This is a genomic window from Ruegeria sp. PrR005 (genome assembly GCF_010500245.1).
Classification (GTDB): Bacteria; Pseudomonadota; Alphaproteobacteria; order Rhodobacterales; family Rhodobacteraceae; genus Ruegeria_B; species Ruegeria_B marisflavi.
This window is the reverse complement of record NZ_JAAGOX010000011.1, coordinates 323978-346456: the sequence shown is the minus strand read 5'-3', so window position 1 is coordinate 346456 and position 22479 is coordinate 323978. Positions and strand designations below refer to the sequence as shown.

Genomic DNA, 22479 nt, shown 5'->3' with positions numbered 1-22479 from the left:
GCCCTGTCGATCCCAGGCCGCAGCCGCCGGGCGGTGTTGGAAGCAGGCTATCCGGGGGCATTCGGCAATGGAAGAAGGAGCGTTCTACGATGCCGGTTCCCTTGTCTCGGTCCTGACCACGCAACCGCTCGACCGTACCCTCGATTACAAGGCACCCGAAGGTGGCTGTTTCGCGGGCGCCTTTGTCGAGGTGCCGCTTGGCCCGCGCAAGGTGCTGGGCGTGATCTGGGGACCGGGCCGGGGTGATTTCGACCGCTCCAAGGTCCGCTCGGTGCTGCGGGTGCTCGATGTCCCGCCCATGCGCGAGGAAATGCGCGCCTTTCTGATCCGGGCCGCCGATTATACGCTGACACCGCTGCCCGCGATGCTGCGGCTGGCCACCCGTGCGCCGGGGCTGGGCGATCCGCCCTCGATGCGCAAGATCTACCGGCTGGGCGGGGCCGAACCCGACCGCATGACCGAGGCCCGGGCCCGCGTGCTCGCGGTGCTGCGCGACTATGGCGGGCTGGCCTTCACCCTGCGTGAACTGGCCGAGATGGCCGGGGTGACCTCGTCCGTGGTCAAGGGGCTGGTCAAACAGGGCGCCGTCCGCGAAGAGGACAGCCCCCGCGATCTGCCCTATCCGCATCTCGACTCCGACCTGCCCGGCAAGCCGCTGACCGAGGATCAGGCGGCCGCGGCCGACAGGTTGCGTGCCGGGCTGCGCAGCGGCAACTATGGCACCACGCTCCTCAAGGGCGTTACCGGTGCAGGCAAGACCGAGGTCTATCTGGAGGCGGTGGCCGAGGCGCTGCGCATGGGCCGTCAGGCGCTGGTGCTGCTGCCGGAAATCGCGCTCACGGCCGAGTTCCTGACCCGGGTCGAGGCGCGCTTTGGCGCGCGCCCCGCCGAATGGCACTCGGGCGCCACCATGACTGAACGCCGACGCATCTGGCGCATGGTGGGGCAGGGCGAGGCACAGCTGGTGGTGGGCGCCCGCTCGGCGCTGTTCCTGCCCTTCCGCGACCTGGGCCTGATCATCGTGGATGAGGAACACGACACCTCCTACAAGCAGGAGGATGGCGTACTCTACAATGCCCGCGACATGGCCGTGCTGCGCGCGGCGATCTGTGGCGCGCGGGTGGTGCTGGCCAGCGCCACGCCATCGCTCGAAAGCTGGGCCAATGCAGAGGCGGGCAAATACGAACGGCTGGAGCTTTCATCCCGGTTCGGCGCCGCCACCCTGCCCGAGATGCGCGCCATCGACATGCGGGCCGAGGCGATGACCTCCGGCACCTGGATTTCGCCCAGCTTGCGTGCGGCGGTGGCCGACCGGCTGGCCAAAGGCGAACAGTCGCTCCTTTTCATCAACCGGCGCGGCTATGCCCCGGTCACGCTCTGCCGCGCCTGCGGCCAGCAGATCGGCTGCGACCACTGCGATGCGCGCATGGTCGAACACCGGTTCCTGAAACGGCTGATGTGCCATCAGTGCGGCGAGACCAAGCCGATCCCCGACACCTGTCCCCATTGCGGCGCCGAAGGGCGGCTGGCCCCGGTCGGTCCCGGCATCGAACGGCTCGCCGAAGAGGCCGCCGCCACCTTTCCCGAGGCGCGGCTGGCGGTGCTCAGCTCCGACCTCTTCGGTTCGGCCCGCGCCCTCAAGGAACGGATCGAACAGATCGCGGCGGGCGAGGCCGATATCGTCATAGGCACCCAGCTGGTGGCCAAGGGGCACAACTTTCCGCAACTGACGCTGGTGGGGGTGATCGACGCCGATCTGGGTCTGCAAGGCTCCGATCTGCGCGCCGCCGAACGCACCTTCCAGCTGATGCGCCAAGTGGCGGGCCGGGCGGGGCGCGCCGAGAAACCGGGACAGGCGCTGTTGCAGACCTTCCAGCCCGACCACCCGGTGATCCGCGCCATCCTCGGCGGCGACGAGGAACGGTTCTGGCAGGCCGAGGCCGCCGAGCGGCAGACCGCGGGCGTGCCACCCTACGGGCGCATGGCCGGAATCATCCTGTCCGGCCCCGAGGCCGGGCCGGTCTTCGACCTCGGCAACGCGCTGGCGCGCAACGATGCGCCCCTGCGCCAGATCGGGGCGCAGGTCTTCGGCCCCGCACCCGCCCCCATCGCCCGCGTCCGGGGCCGCCACCGGGTGCGGCTCTTGGTCAAGGCGCCCAAGGGCGCGCCGCTGCAAGAAGCGATCGCCCGCTGGATCGCGCCGCTGCGCCTCAAGGGTGACCTGCGCCTCAGCGTCGATATCGACCCGCAGAGCTTTCTTTGACGCTTCGCGGGCCTCGAACGCGTGCATGAGTATTTTTGACCAGAAAGAAGCAGCAGTCCGGTTCGGCTTCTTTCTGGTCAGCAATACTCCGGGGGCGAGGCCGAAGGCTGAGGGGGCAGCGCCCCCTGACCAGCCTCACCACGGTTACAGCAGCTGCTCATAGGCGCTCGTGGCCATCTGGCGCAGATCCTCGCGGGGCAGGGCGCCGGTCAGGACATATCCCAGCCCGCCATCGGCCCATTGCAGGCTTTCGGTCTGCCGGTCTCCGGCAAAGCGAAAGGCGCTGTCGCCCGCCTCTTGTTGCGCCACATAGAGGGTGATCCGCTGCCCCTGGGCATTCTCATACATGTAAAGCCCGGCGGCGCGCTCGCCCGCGGGCAGGATGCGCCCGCCCATCAGGGCAAAGCCCGAGGCTGACAGGTCTGGCGGGCTGACCGGCGCGCCGATGCGCTTGGACATCCAGCTGTCCATATGGTCGCGCTGGCTGGCCGGCACCTCGACCGGATGCACCACCTCGACGACATATGTCCTGTGCGCGGTCAGCGCCGCATCGGCCAGTGCCGGGGCGGGGGTGCCGGGCCCCAGCCGGGCGTGCCCGGTCCAGCCTCCGACAAGACCCAGCGCCAACAGGGCCATGGCCGCCAGCGCCTGCCGCAGCAGCGGCGCGCGCGGCGCCGGGGGCGGGCGCAGGGCCTCGCGCAGCCGCGCGGGCACCGGTTCGGCGTCCGTCTCGCCGTAAAGCGCGCGGATCTCGGCATTTTGCCGCGCCCAGTCCGACAACAGCGCCTGGGCGCGCGGATCCTGCGCCAGCCGCGCCTCCAGCGCGGCGCGCTCGTCCATTGGCAGCGCATCCTCGAAATAGGCGATCAGCTCTTCGTCGCTCAGCGGGTCCTGGGTCATACGCCTTTACCCCTTTGGGCCGGGCCAGCAGAGGGTTCCCCGCGCCCGGTCATGGTTCTCAGATTGGCCCGCGCGCGCGCCAGCCGCGACATCAGCGTGCCCTTGGGGATGTCGAGCGCCGCCGCCGCCTCGTCGAAACTGGCCCCTTCCAGCGCCACGAGCAAGAGCGCGCGGCGCTGATCTTCGGGCAGGCGGGCAATCGCGGCCTCGGTCTCGCGCAGCGCCATATGGCTGTCCTGCCCGGCGGGATGGGCCGGTTCCACCACCAGATCCTCGACCGCCACCAGATGGCCCGCGCGCGCCGCGCGGCGGCGCAGGTCGCGATGCCGGTTTATCAGGATGCGAAACAGCCAGGCCCTGAGCGCGCCGTCCGGGCGGCGGCCGGCAAGACCCGCCACCGCCCGTTCCAGACAATCCTGAACCAGGTCGTCGCCCGCCTCGCGGTCCCGCATCAGCGCATGGGCATAGCGGCGCAAGTCGGGGATCAGGGCTTCGATCTGGTCGAGGATCGCCATTCAACCGCTCCGCCGTCAGGGACGGGCCAGGTGCCAGACGCCCTTGACCCCGTCACCGGTGATGTCACCGGCCTTGGCATCCTTGACCCAAGTGTAAAGCGGCATGCCCTTGTGGGTCCACTGGCGCGAGCCGTCAGCGCGCAGCACGATGCCGAACGCGCCCTGCGGCCGGGCGGTGTTCGCGGCCTCGAGCGGCGGCCATTTCGCCGCGCAATCGTCATAGCAGTTCGACACGGCGGGCGTGTCCTTGTCAAAGGTATAAAGCGACAGGCCATTGCCATCGGTCAGCACCGCGCCCTTGGCGGTGTCGCCGGTCTGGATCGCGGCGCCCGCCAGGGCGGATGTGGCAATGGCCAGCGACAGGGCGGCCAGGGCAAGGCTGGGTTTCAGGGTCATATCGGGTGTCCTTCTGATCTCATGCAACCGGCGCCTCATGCAACCGGCAGAACAAAGGACGACAGCGCGTCGCAAATAATCCCCGACCTCGCGTTTTCGTGATCGCGCGCCTAGGCGGCCCTGGGGCTGGTGGCGCGCTGGTCGATCAGGAAATCGGTGGCCATGGCCCCCACCCACATGAAAAACAGCGCCGCCCATGCGGTACCGACAAAGATCGAACCGCCGGTCACGCCCGCACCAATCGCGCATCCACCCGCCAGCATGCCGCCGAACCCCATCAGCGCCGCGCCGATCATCGCCTTGCGCATGGTGACCGGCCCGTCAAAGGCCTGGATCTTCATCTCGCCCGCCAGCGCCGCGGCGATCATCGCGCCGATGAATACGCCGGGCACCAGCCCGACGTCGAATTCCAGAACCGCGTTCCGGTCGAGAAAGAACATCAGCGTATGCGCCGATGGCCCGGTAAAGGTGGCGCTTTCGATCTGCACCGGTTCAAAGGCCACCTGGCTCAGCGCATAGGTCAGCACCCAGCCCAGCGCGACGGCAAACCCCACGCCCGAGGCAAAGACCAGCCTTGCGGCGCCAATCTCGTTGCGGCGCGCGATTACCAGCGCCAACACCGCGCACATCAGGCCCAGCACCAGACCGCCGTATTCCGGCAGGCCAAAGGTGGTGAGCAGGTTCATGTTGCGCCCGCCCTCGGTGATCCACAGCGCCGCCAGCTTGTCGCGCAGCGGCGACAACAGACCCGACAGGCTCATCTGCGCCACCACCGCAAAGATCAGCCCCGACACCACCGAGCGCAGGTTGCCGGTCGCCGCCAGCACCAGCAAGCGCCCCGAACATCCGCGCGCCAGCACCATACCGGCGCCGAACATCAACCCGCCGATGATCGCCCCCGACCAGCTGCCGGGCACCGCCATCATGCGGGCATCGGCGGCGTTCATCAGCCCGGTCAGCTGCGCCGCCTGCACCCAGACCAGCGCGGTCGAAAAGGTCAGCAGCCAGACCGCCACCTTGTCCCCCATCTGGCCACGGGCAAACTCCACCGTTGCGGCGCGCAGGCAGAAGCGCGACCGCTGCGCGGCAACGCCAAAGGTGATGCCGGTGATCAGACCGAACAGGGCGGCGGTGGGGGCTTCGCCGATGCGCTCGACAAGGCTGACGATATCCATGGCGGACTCCATCCGATTCCGGTTGATGACTTATAGAAACACATTCTGATGTTTGATTTGATTTATGTCATCCCGGGCACGAAAGCCCTGTACAAAACGGTCAATCGGTGCTCCGGAGCCAGTACAAAACGGTCAATTTGCAACCACGGCGGCGGTTCTGCGCATCGGCGCAAGGTCTGTGTGCGCCCCCGGCTTTCTGCTCGCCAAGGTCCTGGATTGGGCGTAGAGGAAATTTATGAGATCGCTCGTTCCCCTGTCCGAGGCGCAAAACCTGCCGTTCTGGCGCCGCCCCATCACGCTTTTGTTCGTGATGGCGATGACCATGCCCATTGCCTTCAACGCCTGGAGCGCGCTGCTCAACAATTTTGTCATCGAAGCCGCAAATTTCGACGGTGCCGACATCGGCCTGTTGCACACGGTGCGCGAGATCCCGGGCTTTCTGGCCATCGGTGTGATCGCCGTGCTGCTGGTGATGCGCGAACAGGTTTTGGGCCTTGTTTCATTGATCCTTTTGGGCGTCGCGACGGCCGTCACCGCGTGGTTCCCAAGCCTCGGCGGGCTGTTGATGGTGACGCTTTTCAGCTCGATCGGCTTTCACTATTACGAGACGGTCAATCAGTCACTGCAACTGCAATGGCTGCCCAAGGACCGGGCGCCGCAGGTGCTGGGATGGCTGGTCGCCACCGGCTCGGCCTCGACGCTGGTGATCTATGGGCTGATCGTGCTGACCTGGGACCGGTTCGAGCTGAGCTATAACACCGTGTTCATGGCGGCAGGCGGGCTGACGGCGGTGATGGCTCTGTTCTGTCTTTTGGCCTATCCGCAGTTCGAGGCCCCGACCCCGCAGGTCAGGAAACTGGTTCTGCGCCGACGCTACTGGCTTTACTACCTGCTTCAGTTCATGGCGGGTGCCAGGCGGCAGATTTTCGTTGTATTTGCAGGGTTTATGATGGTCGAGAAGTTCGGCTTCGACGTCCATGAACTCACCGGCCTGTACCTGGTCAACCTGGTGATCAACATGATCGCGGCGCCGATGCTGGGCCGGGCGGTGGCGCGGTTCGGGGAACGGCGCACGCTGATATTCGAATATTCGGGGCTGGCGCTGGTCTTTGCCTGTTACGGCGGCATCTACTGGTTCGGCTGGGGCGTGATGATCGCGGCGGTTCTCTATGTGATCGATCATATCCTGTTCGCCCTGGCGCTGGCGCTGAAGACCTATTTCCAGAAGATCGCCGACCCTGCGGATATCGCCCCCACGGCTGCCGTGGCCTTTACCATCAACCATATCGCAGCGGTGTTCCTGCCGGTGCTGCTGGGTCTTTTGTGGGTGGTGTCACCCTCGGCGGTGTTTGGTCTGGCTGCTTTGATGGCACTGTGTTCCCTGGCGCTGTCACTGCTCATTCCCCGCCATCCCGAACCGGGCAACGAAACGGTGCTGTCGAAATACGCACCCGCCCCGGCGGAGTAGGCGCGGATGGAGCGGCGCGGGAGGTTCCTGAGCGGCTCGACCATGGGTCACGTGGTCCGGATGACCCTGACCGGCGCCATGGGCATTACCTTTGTTTTCCTGGTGGATGCCGCCAATCTCTACTGGATCTCGCGGCTGGGCGAGCCGCGCCTGATGGCCGCGATCGGGTTTTCCTTTGCCATCCAGTTCCTGTCGGTCAGCGTCGGCATCGGGCTGATGATCGGCGCGGTGGCCTTGATCTCGCGCGGGATCGGGCAGGGACGGCGCGGCCTCGCCCGGCGGCACGCCACCAGCGCGATGATGATCGCCTTTGGTGTCCAGAGCCTTGTTGGTCTGTTTATCTTTGTGTTTCGCGACCAGATCGTCGGCCTGTCTGGCGCGACCGGCGAGACGGCGGCGCTGGCGGCGCGGTATCTTGCGATGACGGTGCCCTCGCTGGGCGTGATGGCGGCGGGAATGGTGGCCAATGGCGCGCTGCGCGCCGAAGGCGACGGGGTACGCTCGATGTCGGTAACCCTGACTTCCGGCGGGGTCGCGATGGTGATCGACCCGTTCCTGATCTATGGTCTTGGCATGGGGCTGGACGGCGCCGCGCTGGGCGTGGTGCTGTCGCGCTTCGTCATGCTGGGGATGGCGCTTCGCTTTGCCACCGGGCCGCACGACCTGCTGGCACGGCCCCGGCGGCGTGACGTGATAGGAACGCTTCGGCCGTTTATGGCGATTGCCGTCGCGGCGATCCTGACTCAGTTGGCTGCTCCGGTCGGCAATTACATCCTGACCTCGGTCATGGCGCAGTTCGGTGATCAGGCAATGGCAGGCTGGGCGGTTGTCGGGCGGCTGACGGTCGTGGCCTTTGGCGGTATCTTCTCGCTGGCAGGCGCCATTGGCGGTATCTTTGGCCAGAATTTCGGCGCGCGCGAACACGCGCGTTTGCGCTCGACCTACAGGGACGCGGTGCTGTTCGGGGTTGGCTACACTCTGATCATGTGGGCGCTGCTCAGCGCGGCCGCACCGGGGATCGGCGCGGTGTTCGACCTGCAAGGCCCGGCGCAAGAGGTGCTGCGCGCCTTTACCCATGTGGGCGCGGGCGGTTTCGTGTTTGCCTCGCTGCTCTTCGTGTCGAACGCGGCGTTCAATGCGCTGGGCAAGGCGCGGCGCGCAACGCTGACCAATTGGCTGCGCGACGGAGTGCTGACGCTTCCGGCCGCGCTATGGCTGGCGGGTCTTTACGGGGCCGAGGGGGTGATCTTTGCCCAGGCCTTGTGTAGCCTGATCGTTGGGCTGGGCGCGGCGTACTGGGGTTGGCGCTTCGTCATCGGGCTTGGCCGCCATATGCTGCCACCGCTTGACCTTGCGCCGCCACGGCCCTACGCGCATCCCGACAGATACAGGAGACGCTGATGCCCACCTATACCGCGCTGACCACACTGACCGGCAAATCCCAGGCCGATGCGCTGGGTGAGGCCATGGAACAACTGACGCCCGAACCGACGGGGGTCGGCGTATTCGAACTCGAGGACGGGTCCGGCCTGTGGGAAGTCGGGGGATACTTCACGGAGACCCCGGACGCCGCTGGGCTGGCGCTCTTGGCGGCGGCGTTTGGGGCGCAGCCGTTCGTCGTGTCGGAACTGCCCGAGACGGACTGGGTCGCCCATGTCAAGCGCGAGCTTTCGCCGGTGGAGGCCGGTCGGTTCTTTGTCTATGGAAGCCATGACGCCGACAAGGTGCCGGCAGATTCCATCCCGCTTCTCATTGAGGCGTCGATGGCCTTTGGCACCGGGCATCACGGCACCACGCTGGGCTGCCTGCGCGCTCTCGACCGGTTGATCGAGCAGGGGTTTGACGCGGGCAAGGTCGCCGATATCGGCTGCGGCACAGCCGTGTTGGCCATGGCCGCCGCGCGGGTCTGGGACGGCGACGTGCTGGCCTCGGACATCGACGCCGTCGCGGTCGAGGTGGCAGAGGCAAACCTGAAGGCGAACGGGATGGCGGGCAGGGTCACATGCCTGGAAGCAGCGGGATTTGATCATCCCGAGCTTGGCGCACATGCCCCCTATGACCTGATATTCGCAAATATCCTCAAAGGACCGCTTGTGGCCCTTGCCCCGGATGTCGCGGCGCATCTGCGCGAGGGTGGATACGCGATTCTGTCGGGTATCCTGAACGAACAGGCAGATGATGTGATAGAGGTTTATTCACGGGTTGGAACCAATCTGGTGGAACGGGAAGAGATTGGTGACTGGACGACGCTGCTGCTGTCCAAAAATGTCGCAATTTAGTCCAGTTTTAGGGGCATTTTAGGCGTAGGTCTTGGTTTTGCCCAAATTTCGACGTACCTTGGTTTCATCGCTGGTGGGGGCCAGTGCATGGAGGCTGCCATGGTCGATAACCGTATCGACTTTGACCACCGGGTCCGTCGTTTGACCAAAAAGCACGAGGCCATGACTCGTGGGTATTATGGTCGGATTCGCAAAGACGGCTTGATCGAGGTGAAGCCGCGCCGCGGAGGGATCAAGCTCCCGGTTCGGGCTTTGCTGTTCCTCGTCGTCGCCATTTTCGTTTTCAAGGGGTTTCTGCTCGCCAGTCTGGGGAGCGACACCTACGGTTACCGCGTCGAGCGACTTGCCGGCGGAACGGCGGTGGAACAGGCTGGTGCCTGGATCATGAAGCCCGATCCGCTGAGTGTGTTTCTTGCGGAGCAAGCCGGTTCGGTTCTGCGCTGAGTTTTCCCTCGGCAGAAAAAAACGCCGCATGCGGACTATCGGCATGCGGCGTTTTCTTTTGCCCGAGAGGGAGGTCGGGAAATCCGGTCAGAAACCGCCTTTGCCTGCGGCAACGGCGTCGATGTCGCTGCGGGTCAGCCCGATGTCTTCCAGTTCACGGTCCGAAAGCTCAGCCAGGGCGTTGCGCGTGACGCGCGCGTCGTTCCATTCGACGATTGCGGTCGCGATTGCGTTGTAAACGGCTGCGATCCGGCCAACGAGGCCGTTCGAGCCAGTGATGGTGCGGGTGGTGTCCAGTGCAGCCATTTTCTGTGTCCTTGTCGTAGACGTTAAGTCGTGATCGTTTGTTGTAGCGGGCATCTAGGGGGTCGTTCAGAACCGCGCAAGTGCAGAAACTGCAAGGTCGGCATGCGTTTTCGACATAGGTCAAAATCACTGAAATCCCTTTGAAACATTGGTGAAAACCGGCTTTCAAACATGTCGTTTTCTGCGTTGCAGCATGTCGCTTTTGAGCGTGATGACGCAAACGAACCCCGAGGGGTCGAAAACGAGAGTGAGCGCAATTCCCTTGGATAATGTTCTTGTTTCGTGCTAGTTCGTGAGAAAAGTTTCAAAAAAGAGCAGAACAGGGCGGCAGCATGCGCATACTTGGCATCGATCCGGGGCTCAGGACATTGGGCTGGGGCGTGATCGAATCGAAGGGAAGCCGCCTGAGCCATGTTGCAAACGGGTTGTGCCATTCCGACGGTGACGATCTGGGAGAGCGCCTGTTGTCGCTGCACAACCAGATTGTCGAGGTGATCGCGGAATACCGGCCCGATCAGGCCGCCATCGAACAGACATTCGTCAACAAGGACGGCGCTGGCACGCTCAAGCTGGGTCAGGCGCGCGGAGTGGCATTGCTGACGCTGGCGCAGGCGGGCCTGCCGGTGGGGGAATACGCCCCGAACCGGGTCAAGAAAACGGTGGTCGGTGTCGGGCACGCCGAAAAGGAACAGATCATCCATATGGTCAAGCTGCAATTGCCGGGCTGCCTGCCCAAGGGCGCCGATGCGGCAGACGCGCTGGCCATCGCCATCTGTCACGCCTATTACGGCGGAGCAAAGGCATTGAGCCTGAGGGAGGTGCGCGCATGATCGGAAAGCTGACCGGGCGGCTGGACTATCGCGCGACCGATCATATACTGATCGACGTGCGCGGTGTCGGGTATATTGTCTATTGCTCCGACAGGACCATGGCGGGTTTGCCGGGTGTGGGCGAGGTGGTCGCACTTTATACCGACATGGTGGTGCGCGAGGATCTGATGCAGCTCTATGGCTTTCCGTCGCTGGCGGAAAAGGAATGGCACCGGCTGTTGTGCTCGGTTCAGGGGGTGGGGGCCAAAGTGTCCTTGGCGATCTTGGGCGCGCTGGGGCCAGACGGGGTGAGCCGGGCGATTGCGCTTGGCGACTGGGCCTCGGTCAAATCGGCCAAGGGTGTCGGTCCAAAGACAGCGCAGCGCATCGTTCTCGACCTCAAGGATAAGGCGCCGGGCGTCATGGCCATGGGCGGCACGGTGGCCCAGGCGATGGAGGGCGCAGTAGAGGTGATCGAGGCGCCAGAGCCGACCCGACCCGCCCGCCGGCAACCTGCCGCGGCGACCGGTGCCGCCGCCGCAACCGCGGGTGCATTGTCGGCGCTGGCAAACCTCGGCTATGGCCCGTCCGACGCGGCAGGCGCCGTCGCTCAGGCTGCGGCAGAGGCCCCGGAGGCGGGAGAAGCGGCGCTGATCAAGGCGGCGCTGAAACTGCTGGCCCCCAAGTCATGACACGCAGCCGCGCCAAAGGTGACCGATGATCGACGCTGACCCGACCCTGCGGCCCGAACCGCTGCCCGAGGACAACGACCGCGCGCTGCGTCCCCAGGCGCTGAGCGAGTTCATCGGCCAGGCCGAGGCGCGGGCGAACCTGCGCATCTTTATCCAGTCCGCCCGGCAGCGGGGCGAGGCGATGGACCATACGTTGTTCCATGGACCTCCGGGGTTGGGCAAGACCACGCTGGCGCAGATCATGGCGCGCGAGCTGGGGGTGAATTTCCGCATGACCTCGGGTCCCGTGCTGGCCAAGGCGGGCGATCTGGCGGCGATCCTGACCAATCTGGAATCGCGCGACGTTTTGTTCATCGACGAGATTCACCGCCTGAACCCGGCGGTCGAAGAGGTTCTTTATCCCGCGATGGAAGATTTCGAACTGGATCTGGTGATCGGCGACGGGCCTGCCGCGCGCACGGTGCGGATCGAGTTGCAGCCCTTTACCCTGGTCGGGGCCACCACGCGGATGGGTCTGCTGACGACCCCTTTGCGCGACCGGTTCGGCATTCCGACCCGGCTGCTGTTCTACACGGTGGACGAACTCTTTGAGATCGTCACACGCAACGCCCGCAAGCTGGGCGCGCCTGCCGACGAGGCGGGCGCGCGCGAGATCGCGCGACGCGCACGCGGCACCCCGCGGATCGCCGGGCGGCTGCTGCGCCGGGTGGTCGATTTTGCCGTGGTCGAAGGCGACGGGCGCATCACCCGCGAACTGGCCGATCACGCGCTGACCCGGCTGGGGGTGGATCAATTGGGCCTCGACGGCGCCGATCGGCGCTATCTGCGGCTTATCGCAGAGAATTACGGCGGCGGGCCGGTGGGGATCGAGACCCTGTCGGCGGCGCTGAGCGAGAGCCGGGATTCGCTGGAAGAGGTGATCGAGCCCTATCTGCTGCAACAGGGGCTGATCCAGCGCACGCCGCGCGGGCGCATGCTGGCGCAAAAGGCGTGGACCCATCTGGGAATTGCGGCACCTTCCGCACCTGGGCAGGCAGAGCTATTCTGAACCGGCGCCAGAAAATGGCGCGGTCTTGGGGAAGGGAACGAATGACCACGCCGGACTTTACCGCGCTATGGCCGACACATCTGATGCGGATCCGCCTGCCGGGGGCAGACCAGGCCAACCCGATCCTTGCCCAGTTGATCGAGCAGATGGATGCCGAGCACGACCAGATGACCACCGACTACCTGTCGGGTGACCTTTTCGCACATCCGCATCCGGCGCTGGGCTGGCTCAAGTCCTGTATCGGGCGGGCGGTTCTGGATTATGCGCACGGCACCGGCATCGACTATCCGCTGGATTTCCGGGTGCAGGCCTGGCCCAACGTGAACCGGTTCGGCGACTATCACAACCTGCACAACCACCCGCATTCCTGGCTGTCGGGCACCTATTATGTACGGGTCCCGCAAGGCGAGGACGCACCGCCGGGCCGCGGCGACCGGACCCCAAACGCGATCAGTTTTTTCGACCCGCGCCCGCAGGCCAACATGCTGGCGATCAAGGGCGACCCGCAGGTCGATCCCGAACACCGGATCCTGCCGCAGGGGGGCGACATGCTGATCTGGCCTGCCTTCCTGCATCACATGGTGCATGTGAACCTCAGCCACGAGGCACGGATCTCGATTTCGTTCAATATCGTGTTGCGCTGGCGGGACGAGTACCTTCCATAACCCGGGCGGATCGGGTAGGCGGGGCACATGGACCATACCGAGATTACACGACATTTCACCCGCTCTGACGGCACCTTCCTGTTTGCGCGCTGGGGGCGTCCGATCGTGCCCATCGTGTTCGGTGTCGAGGATCAGACCCTGTCGGTGATCAAGGGCGCGTTCGAGGCTGTTGTCGCCCTAACCGGGCACAAGATGGCCGAGACCGATCCCGAGCTTGGTGCCAATTGCATGGTCTTCTTCTTTCGCGAGTGGGAGGAGTTGCTGGCCGTTCCCGATCTGGACCGGCTGATCCCCGATCTGGGGTCGCTGGTCGAGCGGCTGGTTGCGGCGGGCGCCAATCAGTACCGGGCCTTCCGCTTTGACAAGGACGGGACGATCAAGGCGGCGTTCGTCTTTTTGCGGATGGACCGGGAGATGTCGGAACAACCGGCCGAGACCCTTGCGCTGACCCAGGTTGTGCAGGTGATGCTGGCGTGGTCGGACCAGGCGTTTTCCACCCGCTCACCGCTGGCGCTGGCAGGTGACGCAACGATCCTCAGGCCCGAGATTGCCGGGCTGATCCGGGCTGCCTATGATCCGGTACTGCCGGGAGCGGCGCGGGACGCTTCCCATGCGCTTCGCCTGTTTGCCCGCATGGAGCGCGCGCAATGAGCCATATCTATCACGTCAGGGTCTATTACGAAGACACGGACATGGGTGGCATCGTCTATCACGCCAATTACCTGCGGTATATCGAGCGGGCCCGGTCGGATTGGGTGCGCAAGTTGGGCAACGACCAAAATGCCATGCGCGACGCGGGCCTTGTCTGGGTCGTGCGCCGGATCGAGGCCGACTATCTGGCGACGGCGAAATTCGAGGACGAACTGGTGATCGAGACCGATGTCGTGTCGCTGTCCGGCGCGCGGCTGACTATGTCGCAACTGGTGCGACGTGGCGAAACCGAGGTGTTTCGCGCTACAGTGACCGCCGTCTGCATGAATGCCGAAGGCCGCCCGGTGCGGCTTCCGGCGGAGATTCGCGCATTGATGTAACATTTCGCGGCGCCACATCTGTTCTGTTGGAAATCGCCAAGAATCTGCTATAGCCTGCCGCGAAACAAGGCCAAAAAAGCGGCCGAACGGCAGAAATGAGCAGGTTCATGGAAACGGAAGCCCTGGCGCTGGCGCAGGAAATCGATTTCTCGATGTGGGGTCTCTTTGCCCGCGCGACACTTACCGTCAAGCTGGTGATGCTGTTGCTGATGGTCAGTTCGTTCTGGGCCTGGTCGATCATCATCCAGAAACACATCTCGTACCGCGCCGCCCGGCGCGAGGCGGACAGGTTCGATCACGCATTTTGGTCCGGGGAGCCTTTGGACGAGCTCTTTGAACAGATCGGCACGCAGCCTTCGGGGCGCTCGGAGAAGATTTTCGCCGCAGGCATGATCGAATGGCGGCGTTCGCATCGCAACGACGGGGGGCTGATCGCCGGGGCGCAATCGCGCATCGACCGCTCGATGGATGTGGCCATCGCCAAGGAGGCCGAGGATCTTCAACGCGGCCTGCCGGTGCTGGCGACCGTGGGGTCGACGGCACCTTTCGTGGGCCTGTTCGGTACGGTCTGGGGCATCATGCATGCCTTTATCCAGATCGCAGAACAGCAGAACACCAATCTGGCAGTTGTGGCGCCCGGTATCGCCGAGGCGCTGCTTGCGACCGGGTTGGGCCTGTTGGCAGCCATTCCGGCGGTGATCTTCTACAACAAGCTCAGCGCGGACAGCGACAGGATCCTCGCGGGCTACGAAGCGTTTGCCGACGAGTTTGCCACCATCCTCTCGCGCCAGCTGGATAGCTGAGCCATGGGCGCTGCGGTTCAACAATCGGATGCGGGCGGCGGGCGCCGGCGCGGGCGGCGGCGCGGACGGGCCCGGCCGATGTCCGAGATCAACGTGACGCCCTTTGTGGACGTCATGCTGGTGCTGCTGATCATCTTCATGGTGGCCGCGCCGTTGATGACGGTGGGCGTGCCTGTGGAGCTGCCCAAGACCGCCGCCGGCGCGCTGCCGTCTGATGACGAGGAACCGCTGACCGTGACCATCACCGCCGAAGGTGAAGTGCAGATTCAGACAACCCCAGTGGCACGGGACGAATTCATCGCCCGCCTGCGCGCGATTGCGGCCGAGCGCACGAGCGACCGGGTTTATCTGCGGGCGGACGGGAACATTCCCTATGCGCAGGTCATGCAGGTGATGGGCGCATTGAACGCGGGTGGGTTTTCCAATGTGGGGCTTGTCACGGATACCGGCGGCCCCCGCCTTGACGGCAGCGGAGAGTGAGGCAGCGGGTTGCAGACCGGCACCAAGATCTCTGGTATCGCCCATGTCACACTGGTTGCATGGGCCTTTCTGGGCGGTGCCTTCCGCTCGGAACCGTTGCCATTTGAAGTTCAGGAAGTCTCGGTGATCTCGGCCGAGGAATTCGCCGCGCTCAGCGCACCGCGCGAGGCGCCCGAGATTATCCAGAACCCGGCGGAACCCGCCCAACCCGAGGCCCCGGTAGAACAAGCCGCACCTGTCGAACCCGTACAAGAGCCCCAGCCGGTGGAAGCCCGACCGGAGCCCGAGCCAGCCCCCGCGCCCGAACCGGAGCCAGCCCCCGAGGCCGTTGCTCCCACGCCGGAACCCGCGCAACCCGCCGAGGCTCCAAGCCTGGAGCAACCGGAACCCGAGACAGTTCTGCTGCCGGAGCCACCCGGTAAACGGCCCAAACCGCGCCCGGTCGAGCGCGTCGCCCCCGAGCCGGTGGCACCGCCGCCGCCCGATGCCCGGCCCGATCCGGTCGAAACCCCGCCGGTCAGCGCCGAGCAGGGGGCCGAAGCGCCTCAGCCGGAACAGCAGGCTACCGCGCCCGAGGAAGCGACGGACCGGATCACGCCTGAGGCAGAGCCGACCACCGAAGTCGCGCCGTCGCGGTCGCCACGGCCCAAGACGCGGCCGCAACCTACCCAGACCGCCGCGGCGAAACCGGAAACCAAACCTGCTGCCGCGCCCGCAGCGAAGCCTGTGGAAAAACCGGCAGAAAAACCGGCTCCGACCCCGAATGCAGCGGTCAACGCGGCGCTGGCCGAAGCTTTGGCCGGTGCATCCGAACCGGCGGCGGCGCCTGCCCCGAGCGGTCCGCCTCTGACCAGCGGCGAAAAGGATGCGCTGCGCGTGGCAGTGTCCCAATGCTGGAACGTCGGGTCGCTTTCCACCGAGGCATTGAATACTACTGTTGTGGTGTCGGTGCGGATGAATGCTGACGGAACCCCGGATACCGGGACGATCCGGATGATCGAAAGCTCGGGCGGGTCGACAGGTGCGGCGAAACAGGCCTATGAGGCCGCCCGCCGCGCTATCATCCGCTGCGGGGCCAAAGGCTATGAACTTCCCAGTGAAAAATACGATCACTGGCGCGATATCGAGATGACATTCAATCCCGAGAGGATGCGGATCAAATGATGAGATTTCTGACCAGCCTGCTTGTCGGCGCTACATTGCTTGCCGCGCCGGTGTATGCGCAGAACCAGCCGCTCAGGATCACGATTGACGAGGGGATCATCGAACCCTTGCCATTGGCGGTTCCCAATTTTGTGCCTGACGGTGTCGCGGCGACCGAATACGCCACCCAGATCGCCCGGGTCGTGGCGGCAGACCTGACCGGCAGCGGATTGTTCCGGGAAATTCCGTCGAGCGCCTATATCAGCCAGGTCACCAGCTTTGACGCGCCGGTTCAGTTTGCCGACTGGAAAGCCATCAATGCGCAGGCGCTGGTCACCGGCAGTGTCAGCCTGTCCGGGGATCGGTTGACGGTTCGGTTCCGGCTGTGGGACGTGTTCGCGGGAACGGAACTGGGCAGCGGTCTGCAATTTGCGGGGACCACCGACGGATGGCGCCGGATGGCGCACAAGGTTGCGGATGCGGTTTACAGCCGGATCACCGGCGAGGGTGGCTATTTCGACAGCCGTGTCGTGTTCGTCTCCGAAAGCGGCCCCAAGGATCAGCGCCGCAAGCGGCTGGCGATCATGGATTATGACGGCGCGAATGTGCAGTACCTGACCGACAGTTCCTCTATCGTGCTGGCGCCGCGCTTCTCTCCGACCGGGGACCGGGTGCTCTACACCAGCTATCAGGGCGGTTTCCCGCGCATCCATATCCTCGACGTAGGCCGGGTGGAACAACGAGTTCTGCAAAGCCAGGAAGGCACCATGAGTTTTGCACCGCGCTTTTCGCCCGACGGGCAGACGGTGCTGTTCTCGCTGGCGCAAGGCGGCAATACCGACCTTTACACGATGAACATTGCCAGCGGGCAAAGTGCGCGCCTGACCAGCGCACCGTCGATCGAGACCGCGCCCAGCTATTCCCCCGACGGCAGCCGCATCGTGTTTGAAAGTGACCGTTCGGGCACCCCGCAGCTCTATATCATGCCGGCATCGGGCGGCGAAGCGCAGCGGATCAGCTTTGGCCAAGGACGCTATGGCACGCCGGTCTGGTCCCCGCGAGGTGATCTCATCGCCTTTACCAAGCAGAACAAGGGGCGGTTCCACATTGGGGTCATGCGCACCGACGGCAGCGAAGAACGCCTGCTGACCGCGTCCTTCCTGGACGAAGGTCCGACCTGGTCGCCGAACGGGCGCGTCATCATGTTTACCCGCGAAACGCAGGGTGCGGACGGGCGTGCCTCGCTCTACTCGGTAGATATCTCTGGCCGCAACCTGCGCCCGGTCCGGACTCCGGACGGCGGCAGCGACCCGACATGGTCGCCGCTTCTGCAATAATGCCCGGTTTTCCCCACCTGCACCCGCGTTCACATGGGGCAGGGGGTGTGGTATGAAAGCCTTAACAACAAGGACACATGAGGCACTTGGAATGAACGTATTGAGCAAGCTTGCAGCCGCGGCCGCCCTGGTGGCTCTGGCGGCCTGCACCAACCCCGACAGCCTTGGCGGCGACGATGCGGTCAATCTGAACAATGGTGTCGGTGGAACCGGCCTGGCCAGTGACCCGACTTCGCCGGCCTATTTCCAGCAGGCCATCGGCGACCGGGTCTTGTTTGCGGTGGACCAATCCACACTGAGCGACGAGGCGCAATCGATCCTGTCGGCACAGGCGCAATGGCTGCTGACCAACACGGATTACACCGCCACAATCGAAGGCCATGCCGACGAGCAGGGCACGCGCGAGTACAACCTGGCGCTGGGTGCGCGCCGGGCAAATGCCGCACGCGAATTCCTGGTTTCGCGCGGGGTTTCCGGGGCACGCCTGAAAACCGTCAGCTATGGCAAGGAACGTCCAATCGAGATTTGCAGCGACGAGGGTTGTTATGCCAAGAACCGCCGCGCGGTGACGGTTCTGACTGCCGGATTGACAGGGTGACCCAATGAGACTGGCGGCGTTGGCATTCGGGCTCTCGCTTGTTCTGACGGGACAGGCACCGGCACAGGAACAGCAGACACTGGCGGATATCCGCCAGGAGCTGACGGTTCTGCATGTCGAAATTCAGCGGCTGAAACGTGAATTCTCGACGACCGGGGCGCCAACGCCCAACCTGTCTGGCAACACTGTCCTGGAACGCGTTGATGCGATCGAGACTGAATTGCAGCGCCTGACCGGCCTGACCGAGCAACTCAATGCACGAATCGACCGTATCGTATCCGATGGCACCAACAGGGTGGGTGATCTAGAGTTCCGGTTGTGTGAACTCGAACCCAATTGCGATATCGGGAAACTGTCCGAAACATCGACTTTGGGTGGGACTGCGCCCTCGGTGGCGGCCCCGGCGCCGGCCACACCGCAACCTCAGACCGAGCTTGCCGTGGGCGAACAAGCCGAGTTCGAGGCGGCGAGACAGGCTTTCGAGGCGGGAGATTATCGCACGGCGTCTGATCTTCTTTCCAAGTTCGACCAATCCTATCCCGGCAGCCCGCTGGCGGCAGAGGCGAGTTTGATGCGCGGCAAGGCGCTTGAAGCCCAGGGCGATACCCGAGAGGCAGCGCGGGCATACCTCGCCAGTTTCACCGGTGACAGCACGGGTCCAGTTGCCGCCGAGGCGCTTTTCAAGCTAGGTTCCTCTCTGGGCAAGCTTGGCCAGACCAGCCAGGCCTGCGTGACGCTCGGGGAGGTGTCCGTACGGTTCCCGAACGCGGCTGCGGTCGCGGACGCGGGGCGCGAAATGTCTTCTCTGGGGTGCTCTTGACGAATACCGCAGCAGAGCTTCTTTCGGTCCTCAGGGCACAGTTTCCTGCCCAGCCGCCAAAACGGCTGGGCATTGCCGTATCCGGCGGAGGGGATTCGGTGGCCTTGCTGCATCTGGCCAGCCGATGCTTTGCAAACGAAGACGTAGAGCTGTTTGCCGCGACAGTTGACCATGGCCTGCGCCCCGAGGCCGCCGACGAGGCGCGATGGGTGGCGCGGCTGGCGACAGATCTGGGAATCACCCATGAAACGCTGAACTGGCGAGGGTGGGACGGAAACGGCAACCTGCAAGATCACGCGCGACGGGCGCGGTATGATTTGCTGACGCAATGGGCGCAACGCAACCAGATCGTGACCATTGCATTGGCCCATACGGCGGATGACCAGGCCGAAACCCTGTTGATGCGGCTTGGTCGCGCAGCGGGTGTTTCCGGGCTTTCGGCCATGCCGAGCCGGCGGATGCAGGATGGTGTGGTGCTGGTCCGGCCGCTGCTAACTGTGACCCGCGAGGCGCTTAGGAGTTTTTTGACCGCAGAGAATCTGGGGTGGTGCGAAGACCCTTCGAACATGGATGCCCGGTACGAGCGTATCCGGGTTCGCAAGGTCCTCGATTCGCTGCGCCCGCTGGGTCTGGATGCCCGTGTTCTGACCGAAGTCGCCGGAAACATGGCGCGCGCGCGCGAGGCGCTGGATTGGTACACTTTCCTTGCCGCGAAAGATCTGGCCCTGATCGATGCAGGCGATGTGCTGCTGGATTTGCGCGGGTTCCGCACCCTGCCGGAAGAAATTGCCCGCCGGTTGCTGCTGCACGTGGTCGGCTGGATCAGCGGCGATCGGTACCCGCCCCGACGGGCGGCGGTGGCCGAGGCCATGGCCGCGATCCGTCACGAACGCTCTGCTCAATTGGGCGGTTGCCTGATCCTGAATCAGGGCAGACGAGCGCGAATTTGCCGGGAGTACAAGGCGGTTGAGACCTCGCGTGTTCAAATAGGCGAGCTTTGGGATGGCCGTTGGGTATTGTCCGGGGCAGTACTGCCGGAGGCCGAGATCAGGCCACTGGGACCACAAGGATTGTCGCACTGTCCGAACTGGCGCGAAACCGGTCGTCCGCACGCGGCATTGCAAGCGACACCCGCCATCTGGCAGGGTGAAAGCCTGGTCGCCGCACCATTGGCCGGAGAACCAAGGGGATGGGCGGCTCGGTTGGAGAGTGGGGAAGAAGACTTCTATGCTTCCCTTTTATCGCATTGAACCTCGCCCGATCATCTCTATTTTAAGGGTCAAGCTGGCCGTACCTCCGTGCGGCTGGAAAGTATTGGGAGAATGTCCTTGGGCAACGCACGCAACATCGCCTTCTGGGTCGTCCTGTTTCTGTTGATCCTCGCCTTGTTCAACCTGTTCAGCGGGTCGGGCGGAACACTTCAGAGTCAGGAGAAGACCTATTCCGAATTCGTCAGTGCCGTGGATGCGGGCAATGTGACCAAGGTGACGCTGGATGGCGAGCAGATCAGGTACCGTACCGCCGACGGTCGCGACTATGTCACCATCAAACCGGGCGATGCCGAAGTAACGACCCTGCTGATCAACAAGGACATTCCGGTCCGCGCCGAGAAACAGCAACAGTCGGGGTTCCAGTCCTTCCTCATCACATTGTTGCCTTTCCTGCTGCTGATCGGTGTCTGGGTCTACTTCATGAACCGGATGCAGGGCGGCGGGCGTGGCGGCGCCATGGGTTTTGGCAAATCACGGGCCAAGCTGCTGACCGAAAAACACGGCCGGGTGACCTTTGACGACGTTGCCGGTATCGACGAGGCCAAGGAAGAGTTGGAAGAGATCGTCGAATTCCTGCGCAATCCGCAGAAATTCAGCCGTCTGGGCGGCAAGATCCCCAAGGGCGCGCTGCTGGTTGGGCCTCCGGGCACCGGTAAGACGCTGCTGGCGCGCGCGATCGCGGGCGAGGCAGGCGTGCCTTTCTTCACCATCTCTGGCTCGGACTTCGTGGAAATGTTCGTGGGTGTCGGGGCCTCCCGTGTGCGCGACATGTTCGAACAGGCGAAAAAGAACGCCCCCTGTATCGTGTTTATCGACGAAATCGATGCCGTCGGCCGCCATCGGGGCGCCGGTTACGGCGGTGGCAATGACGAACGCGAACAGACGTTGAACCAGCTGCTGGTGGAAATGGATGGGTTCGAGGCCAATGAGGGCGTCATCATCCTGGCCGCTACCAACCGCAAGGACGTGCTGGACCCCGCGCTGCTGCGTCCTGGCCGGTTTGACCGTCAGGTCACCGTCGGCAACCCCGATATCAAAGGGCGTGAGAAGATCCTGGGCGTACACGCGCGCAAGACCCCGCTGGGCCCCGATGTCGATCTGCGCATCATCGCGCGCGGCACGCCCGGCTTCTCGGGCGCCGATCTGGCCAACCTCGTGAACGAAGCGGCGCTGATGGCCGCCCGCGTGGGCCGGCGTTTCGTGACCATGGAAGATTTCGAGAACGCCAAGGACAAGGTCATGATGGGGGCCGAGCGACGCTCGATGGTGCTGACCCAGGACCAGAAGGAAAAGACCGCCTATCACGAGGCCGGTCACGCCGTGGTGGGCCTGGCCCTGCCGATGTGCGACCCGGTCTACAAGGCCACGATCATCCCGCGCGGCGGCGCACTGGGCATGGTGGTCAGCTTGCCCGAGATGGACCGGCTGAACTGGCACCGTGACGAATGCGAACAGAAACTGGCGATGACTATGGCGGGCAAGGCCGCAGAGATCCTCAAATACGGCGAGGATCACGTGTCGAACGGCCCGGCGGGCGATATCCAGCAGGCCAGCCAACTGGCGCGCGCCATGGTGATGCGCTGGGGCATGTCCGACAAGGTCGGCAATATCGACTATGCCGAAGCGCACGAGGGCTATTCGGGCAATACCGCTGGCTTCTCGGTCTCGGCCCATACCAAGGAACTGATCGAGGAAGAGGTCAAGCGCTTCATCCAGCAGGGCTATGACCAGGCGCACGCGATCCTGACCGAGCGTCATGATGAATGGGAACGCCTGGCCCAGGGTCTTCTGGAATACGAAACCCTGACCGGGGACGAAATCAAACGCGTCATGCGGGGCGAGCCGCCCACTGCCGGGGACGACGATGACGGCAATACGGACAAGGGCAACGCCGCCAGCGTGACTGCGATCCCCAAGACCAAGCCGAAACCCGCGCCGCGCGGGGGGATGGAACCCGAACCAACGGCCTGATATCAGGCGACAGGAAAAGCCCGGCACATGCCGGGCTTTTCTTTGCGAACGGGGGCAACTTCCGT

General features: G+C 64.5%; 24 protein-coding genes. 19 read left to right on the top strand and 5 right to left on the bottom strand.

Annotation, left to right across the window (positions count from 1 at the left end):
• The first annotated feature begins 67 nt into the window (after nucleotides 1-67).
• Entirely contained in the window at nucleotides 68-2263 is a 2196-nt protein-coding gene (locus G0P99_RS08230; protein ID WP_164128895.1) for a primosomal protein N', read from the top strand.
• Between the two features lie 144 nt (nucleotides 2264-2407).
• On the opposite strand, the gene G0P99_RS08225 is transcribed toward G0P99_RS08230, so the two are convergent.
• The 4 genes from G0P99_RS08225 to G0P99_RS08210 all read right to left on the bottom strand — a co-directional run bounded on the left by G0P99_RS08225 (nucleotide 2408) and on the right by G0P99_RS08210 (nucleotide 5249).
• Nucleotides 2408-3163: an anti-sigma factor gene (locus G0P99_RS08225; RefSeq protein ID WP_164128894.1), complete on the bottom strand. Its 756-nt coding sequence runs from the start codon at nucleotides 3161-3163 to the stop codon at nucleotides 2408-2410.
• Nucleotides 3160-3678 (bottom strand): sigma-70 family RNA polymerase sigma factor, encoded by a 519-nt coding sequence (locus tag G0P99_RS08220; RefSeq protein WP_164128893.1) that lies wholly within the window; start codon nucleotides 3676-3678, stop codon nucleotides 3160-3162. The genes G0P99_RS08225 and G0P99_RS08220 overlap by 4 nt, the downstream gene beginning before the upstream one ends.
• Before the next feature lie 15 nt (nucleotides 3679-3693).
• Nucleotides 3694-4074, bottom strand: a complete 381-nt coding sequence (locus G0P99_RS08215) for a hypothetical protein (protein ID WP_239059728.1) — start codon at nucleotides 4072-4074, stop codon at nucleotides 3694-3696.
• Nucleotides 4075-4184: 110 nt separating this feature from the next.
• The gene (locus G0P99_RS08210; protein WP_164128891.1) at nucleotides 4185-5249 is read right to left on the bottom strand and encodes a YeeE/YedE family protein; all 1065 of its coding nucleotides are present in this window, start codon (nucleotides 5247-5249) and stop codon (nucleotides 4185-4187) included.
• Between the two features lie 235 nt (nucleotides 5250-5484).
• Here G0P99_RS08210 and G0P99_RS08205 point away from each other — a divergent pair, with 235 nt between their 5' ends.
• From G0P99_RS08205 to G0P99_RS08190, 4 genes are all read left to right on the top strand, one after another.
• Entirely contained in the window at nucleotides 5485-6717 is a 1233-nt protein-coding gene (locus G0P99_RS08205; protein ID WP_164128890.1) for an MFS transporter, read from the top strand.
• A 6-nt stretch (nucleotides 6718-6723) separates the two neighbouring features.
• Nucleotides 6724-8118, top strand: coding sequence for an MATE family efflux transporter (locus G0P99_RS08200; protein ID WP_203583020.1), 1395 nt, complete (start codon nucleotides 6724-6726; stop codon nucleotides 8116-8118).
• Nucleotides 8118-8996: a 50S ribosomal protein L11 methyltransferase gene (locus tag G0P99_RS08195; RefSeq protein ID WP_164128889.1), complete on the top strand. Its 879-nt coding sequence runs from the start codon at nucleotides 8118-8120 to the stop codon at nucleotides 8994-8996. The genes G0P99_RS08200 and G0P99_RS08195 overlap by 1 nt, the downstream gene beginning before the upstream one ends.
• Nucleotides 8997-9095: 99 nt before the next feature.
• Nucleotides 9096-9440, top strand: a complete 345-nt coding sequence (locus tag G0P99_RS08190) for a hypothetical protein (RefSeq protein WP_239059727.1) — start codon at nucleotides 9096-9098, stop codon at nucleotides 9438-9440.
• 87 nt (nucleotides 9441-9527) lie between these two features.
• Here the strand turns inward: G0P99_RS08190 and G0P99_RS08185 are convergent, their stop codons facing one another.
• On the bottom strand, nucleotides 9528-9746 hold the full coding sequence (locus G0P99_RS08185; RefSeq protein WP_164128887.1) for a DUF1127 domain-containing protein: 219 nt from the start codon (nucleotides 9744-9746) through the stop codon (nucleotides 9528-9530).
• Between the two features lie 332 nt (nucleotides 9747-10078).
• Between G0P99_RS08185 and ruvC the strand changes: the two genes are divergently transcribed.
• The 14 genes from ruvC to ftsH all read left to right on the top strand — a co-directional run bounded on the left by ruvC (nucleotide 10079) and on the right by ftsH (nucleotide 22414).
• Nucleotides 10079-10576 (top strand): crossover junction endodeoxyribonuclease RuvC, encoded by a 498-nt coding sequence (gene ruvC / locus G0P99_RS08180; protein ID WP_164128886.1) that lies wholly within the window; start codon nucleotides 10079-10081, stop codon nucleotides 10574-10576.
• Complete coding sequence (gene ruvA / locus G0P99_RS08175; RefSeq protein ID WP_164128885.1) at nucleotides 10573-11247, top strand: Holliday junction branch migration protein RuvA; 675 nt, start codon at nucleotides 10573-10575, stop codon at nucleotides 11245-11247. The genes ruvC and ruvA overlap by 4 nt, the downstream gene beginning before the upstream one ends.
• A gap of 25 nt (nucleotides 11248-11272) precedes the next feature.
• Nucleotides 11273-12295 carry a Holliday junction branch migration DNA helicase RuvB gene (gene ruvB / locus G0P99_RS08170; RefSeq protein WP_164128884.1) on the top strand — a complete coding sequence of 341 codons (1023 nt, stop codon included), beginning with the start codon at nucleotides 11273-11275 and terminating at the stop codon, nucleotides 12293-12295.
• Nucleotides 12296-12336: 41 nt separating this feature from the next.
• Nucleotides 12337-12960 carry a TIGR02466 family protein gene (locus tag G0P99_RS08165; protein ID WP_164128883.1) on the top strand — a complete coding sequence of 208 codons (624 nt, stop codon included), beginning with the start codon at nucleotides 12337-12339 and terminating at the stop codon, nucleotides 12958-12960.
• Between the two features lie 27 nt (nucleotides 12961-12987).
• Nucleotides 12988-13611 carry a hypothetical protein gene (locus G0P99_RS08160; RefSeq protein ID WP_164128882.1) on the top strand — a complete coding sequence of 208 codons (624 nt, stop codon included), beginning with the start codon at nucleotides 12988-12990 and terminating at the stop codon, nucleotides 13609-13611.
• Nucleotides 13608-13991 (top strand): tol-pal system-associated acyl-CoA thioesterase, encoded by a 384-nt coding sequence (ybgC, locus tag G0P99_RS08155; RefSeq protein ID WP_164128881.1) that lies wholly within the window; start codon nucleotides 13608-13610, stop codon nucleotides 13989-13991. Before G0P99_RS08160 ends, ybgC begins: the two co-directional genes overlap by 4 nt.
• A 107-nt stretch (nucleotides 13992-14098) precedes the next feature.
• Nucleotides 14099-14794 carry a protein TolQ gene (gene tolQ, locus G0P99_RS08150; RefSeq protein ID WP_164128880.1) on the top strand — a complete coding sequence of 232 codons (696 nt, stop codon included), beginning with the start codon at nucleotides 14099-14101 and terminating at the stop codon, nucleotides 14792-14794.
• Between the two features lie 3 nt (nucleotides 14795-14797).
• Complete coding sequence (gene tolR, locus G0P99_RS08145) at nucleotides 14798-15274, top strand: protein TolR (protein ID WP_093030886.1); 477 nt, start codon at nucleotides 14798-14800, stop codon at nucleotides 15272-15274.
• Nucleotides 15275-15283: 9 nt separating this feature from the next.
• Nucleotides 15284-16438: an energy transducer TonB gene (locus G0P99_RS08140; RefSeq protein WP_164128879.1), complete on the top strand. Its 1155-nt coding sequence runs from the start codon at nucleotides 15284-15286 to the stop codon at nucleotides 16436-16438.
• The gene (gene tolB / locus G0P99_RS08135) at nucleotides 16435-17754 is read left to right on the top strand and encodes a Tol-Pal system beta propeller repeat protein TolB (protein WP_164128878.1); all 1320 of its coding nucleotides are present in this window, start codon (nucleotides 16435-16437) and stop codon (nucleotides 17752-17754) included. Before G0P99_RS08140 ends, tolB begins: the two co-directional genes overlap by 4 nt.
• Nucleotides 17755-17845: 91 nt before the next feature.
• Nucleotides 17846-18352 carry a peptidoglycan-associated lipoprotein Pal gene (pal, locus tag G0P99_RS08130; protein ID WP_164128877.1) on the top strand — a complete coding sequence of 169 codons (507 nt, stop codon included), beginning with the start codon at nucleotides 17846-17848 and terminating at the stop codon, nucleotides 18350-18352.
• Between the two features lie 4 nt (nucleotides 18353-18356).
• The gene (gene ybgF / locus G0P99_RS08125; protein WP_164128876.1) at nucleotides 18357-19172 is read left to right on the top strand and encodes a tol-pal system protein YbgF; all 816 of its coding nucleotides are present in this window, start codon (nucleotides 18357-18359) and stop codon (nucleotides 19170-19172) included.
• A complete protein-coding gene (gene tilS / locus G0P99_RS08120; protein WP_164128875.1) occupies nucleotides 19163-20422 on the top strand; it encodes a tRNA lysidine(34) synthetase TilS in 1260 nt (419 codons plus the stop codon). Before ybgF ends, tilS begins: the two co-directional genes overlap by 10 nt.
• A 78-nt stretch (nucleotides 20423-20500) precedes the next feature.
• Entirely contained in the window at nucleotides 20501-22414 is a 1914-nt protein-coding gene (ftsH, locus tag G0P99_RS08115) for an ATP-dependent zinc metalloprotease FtsH (RefSeq protein ID WP_164128874.1), read from the top strand.
• The last annotated feature ends 65 nt before the right edge of the window (nucleotides 22415-22479 follow it).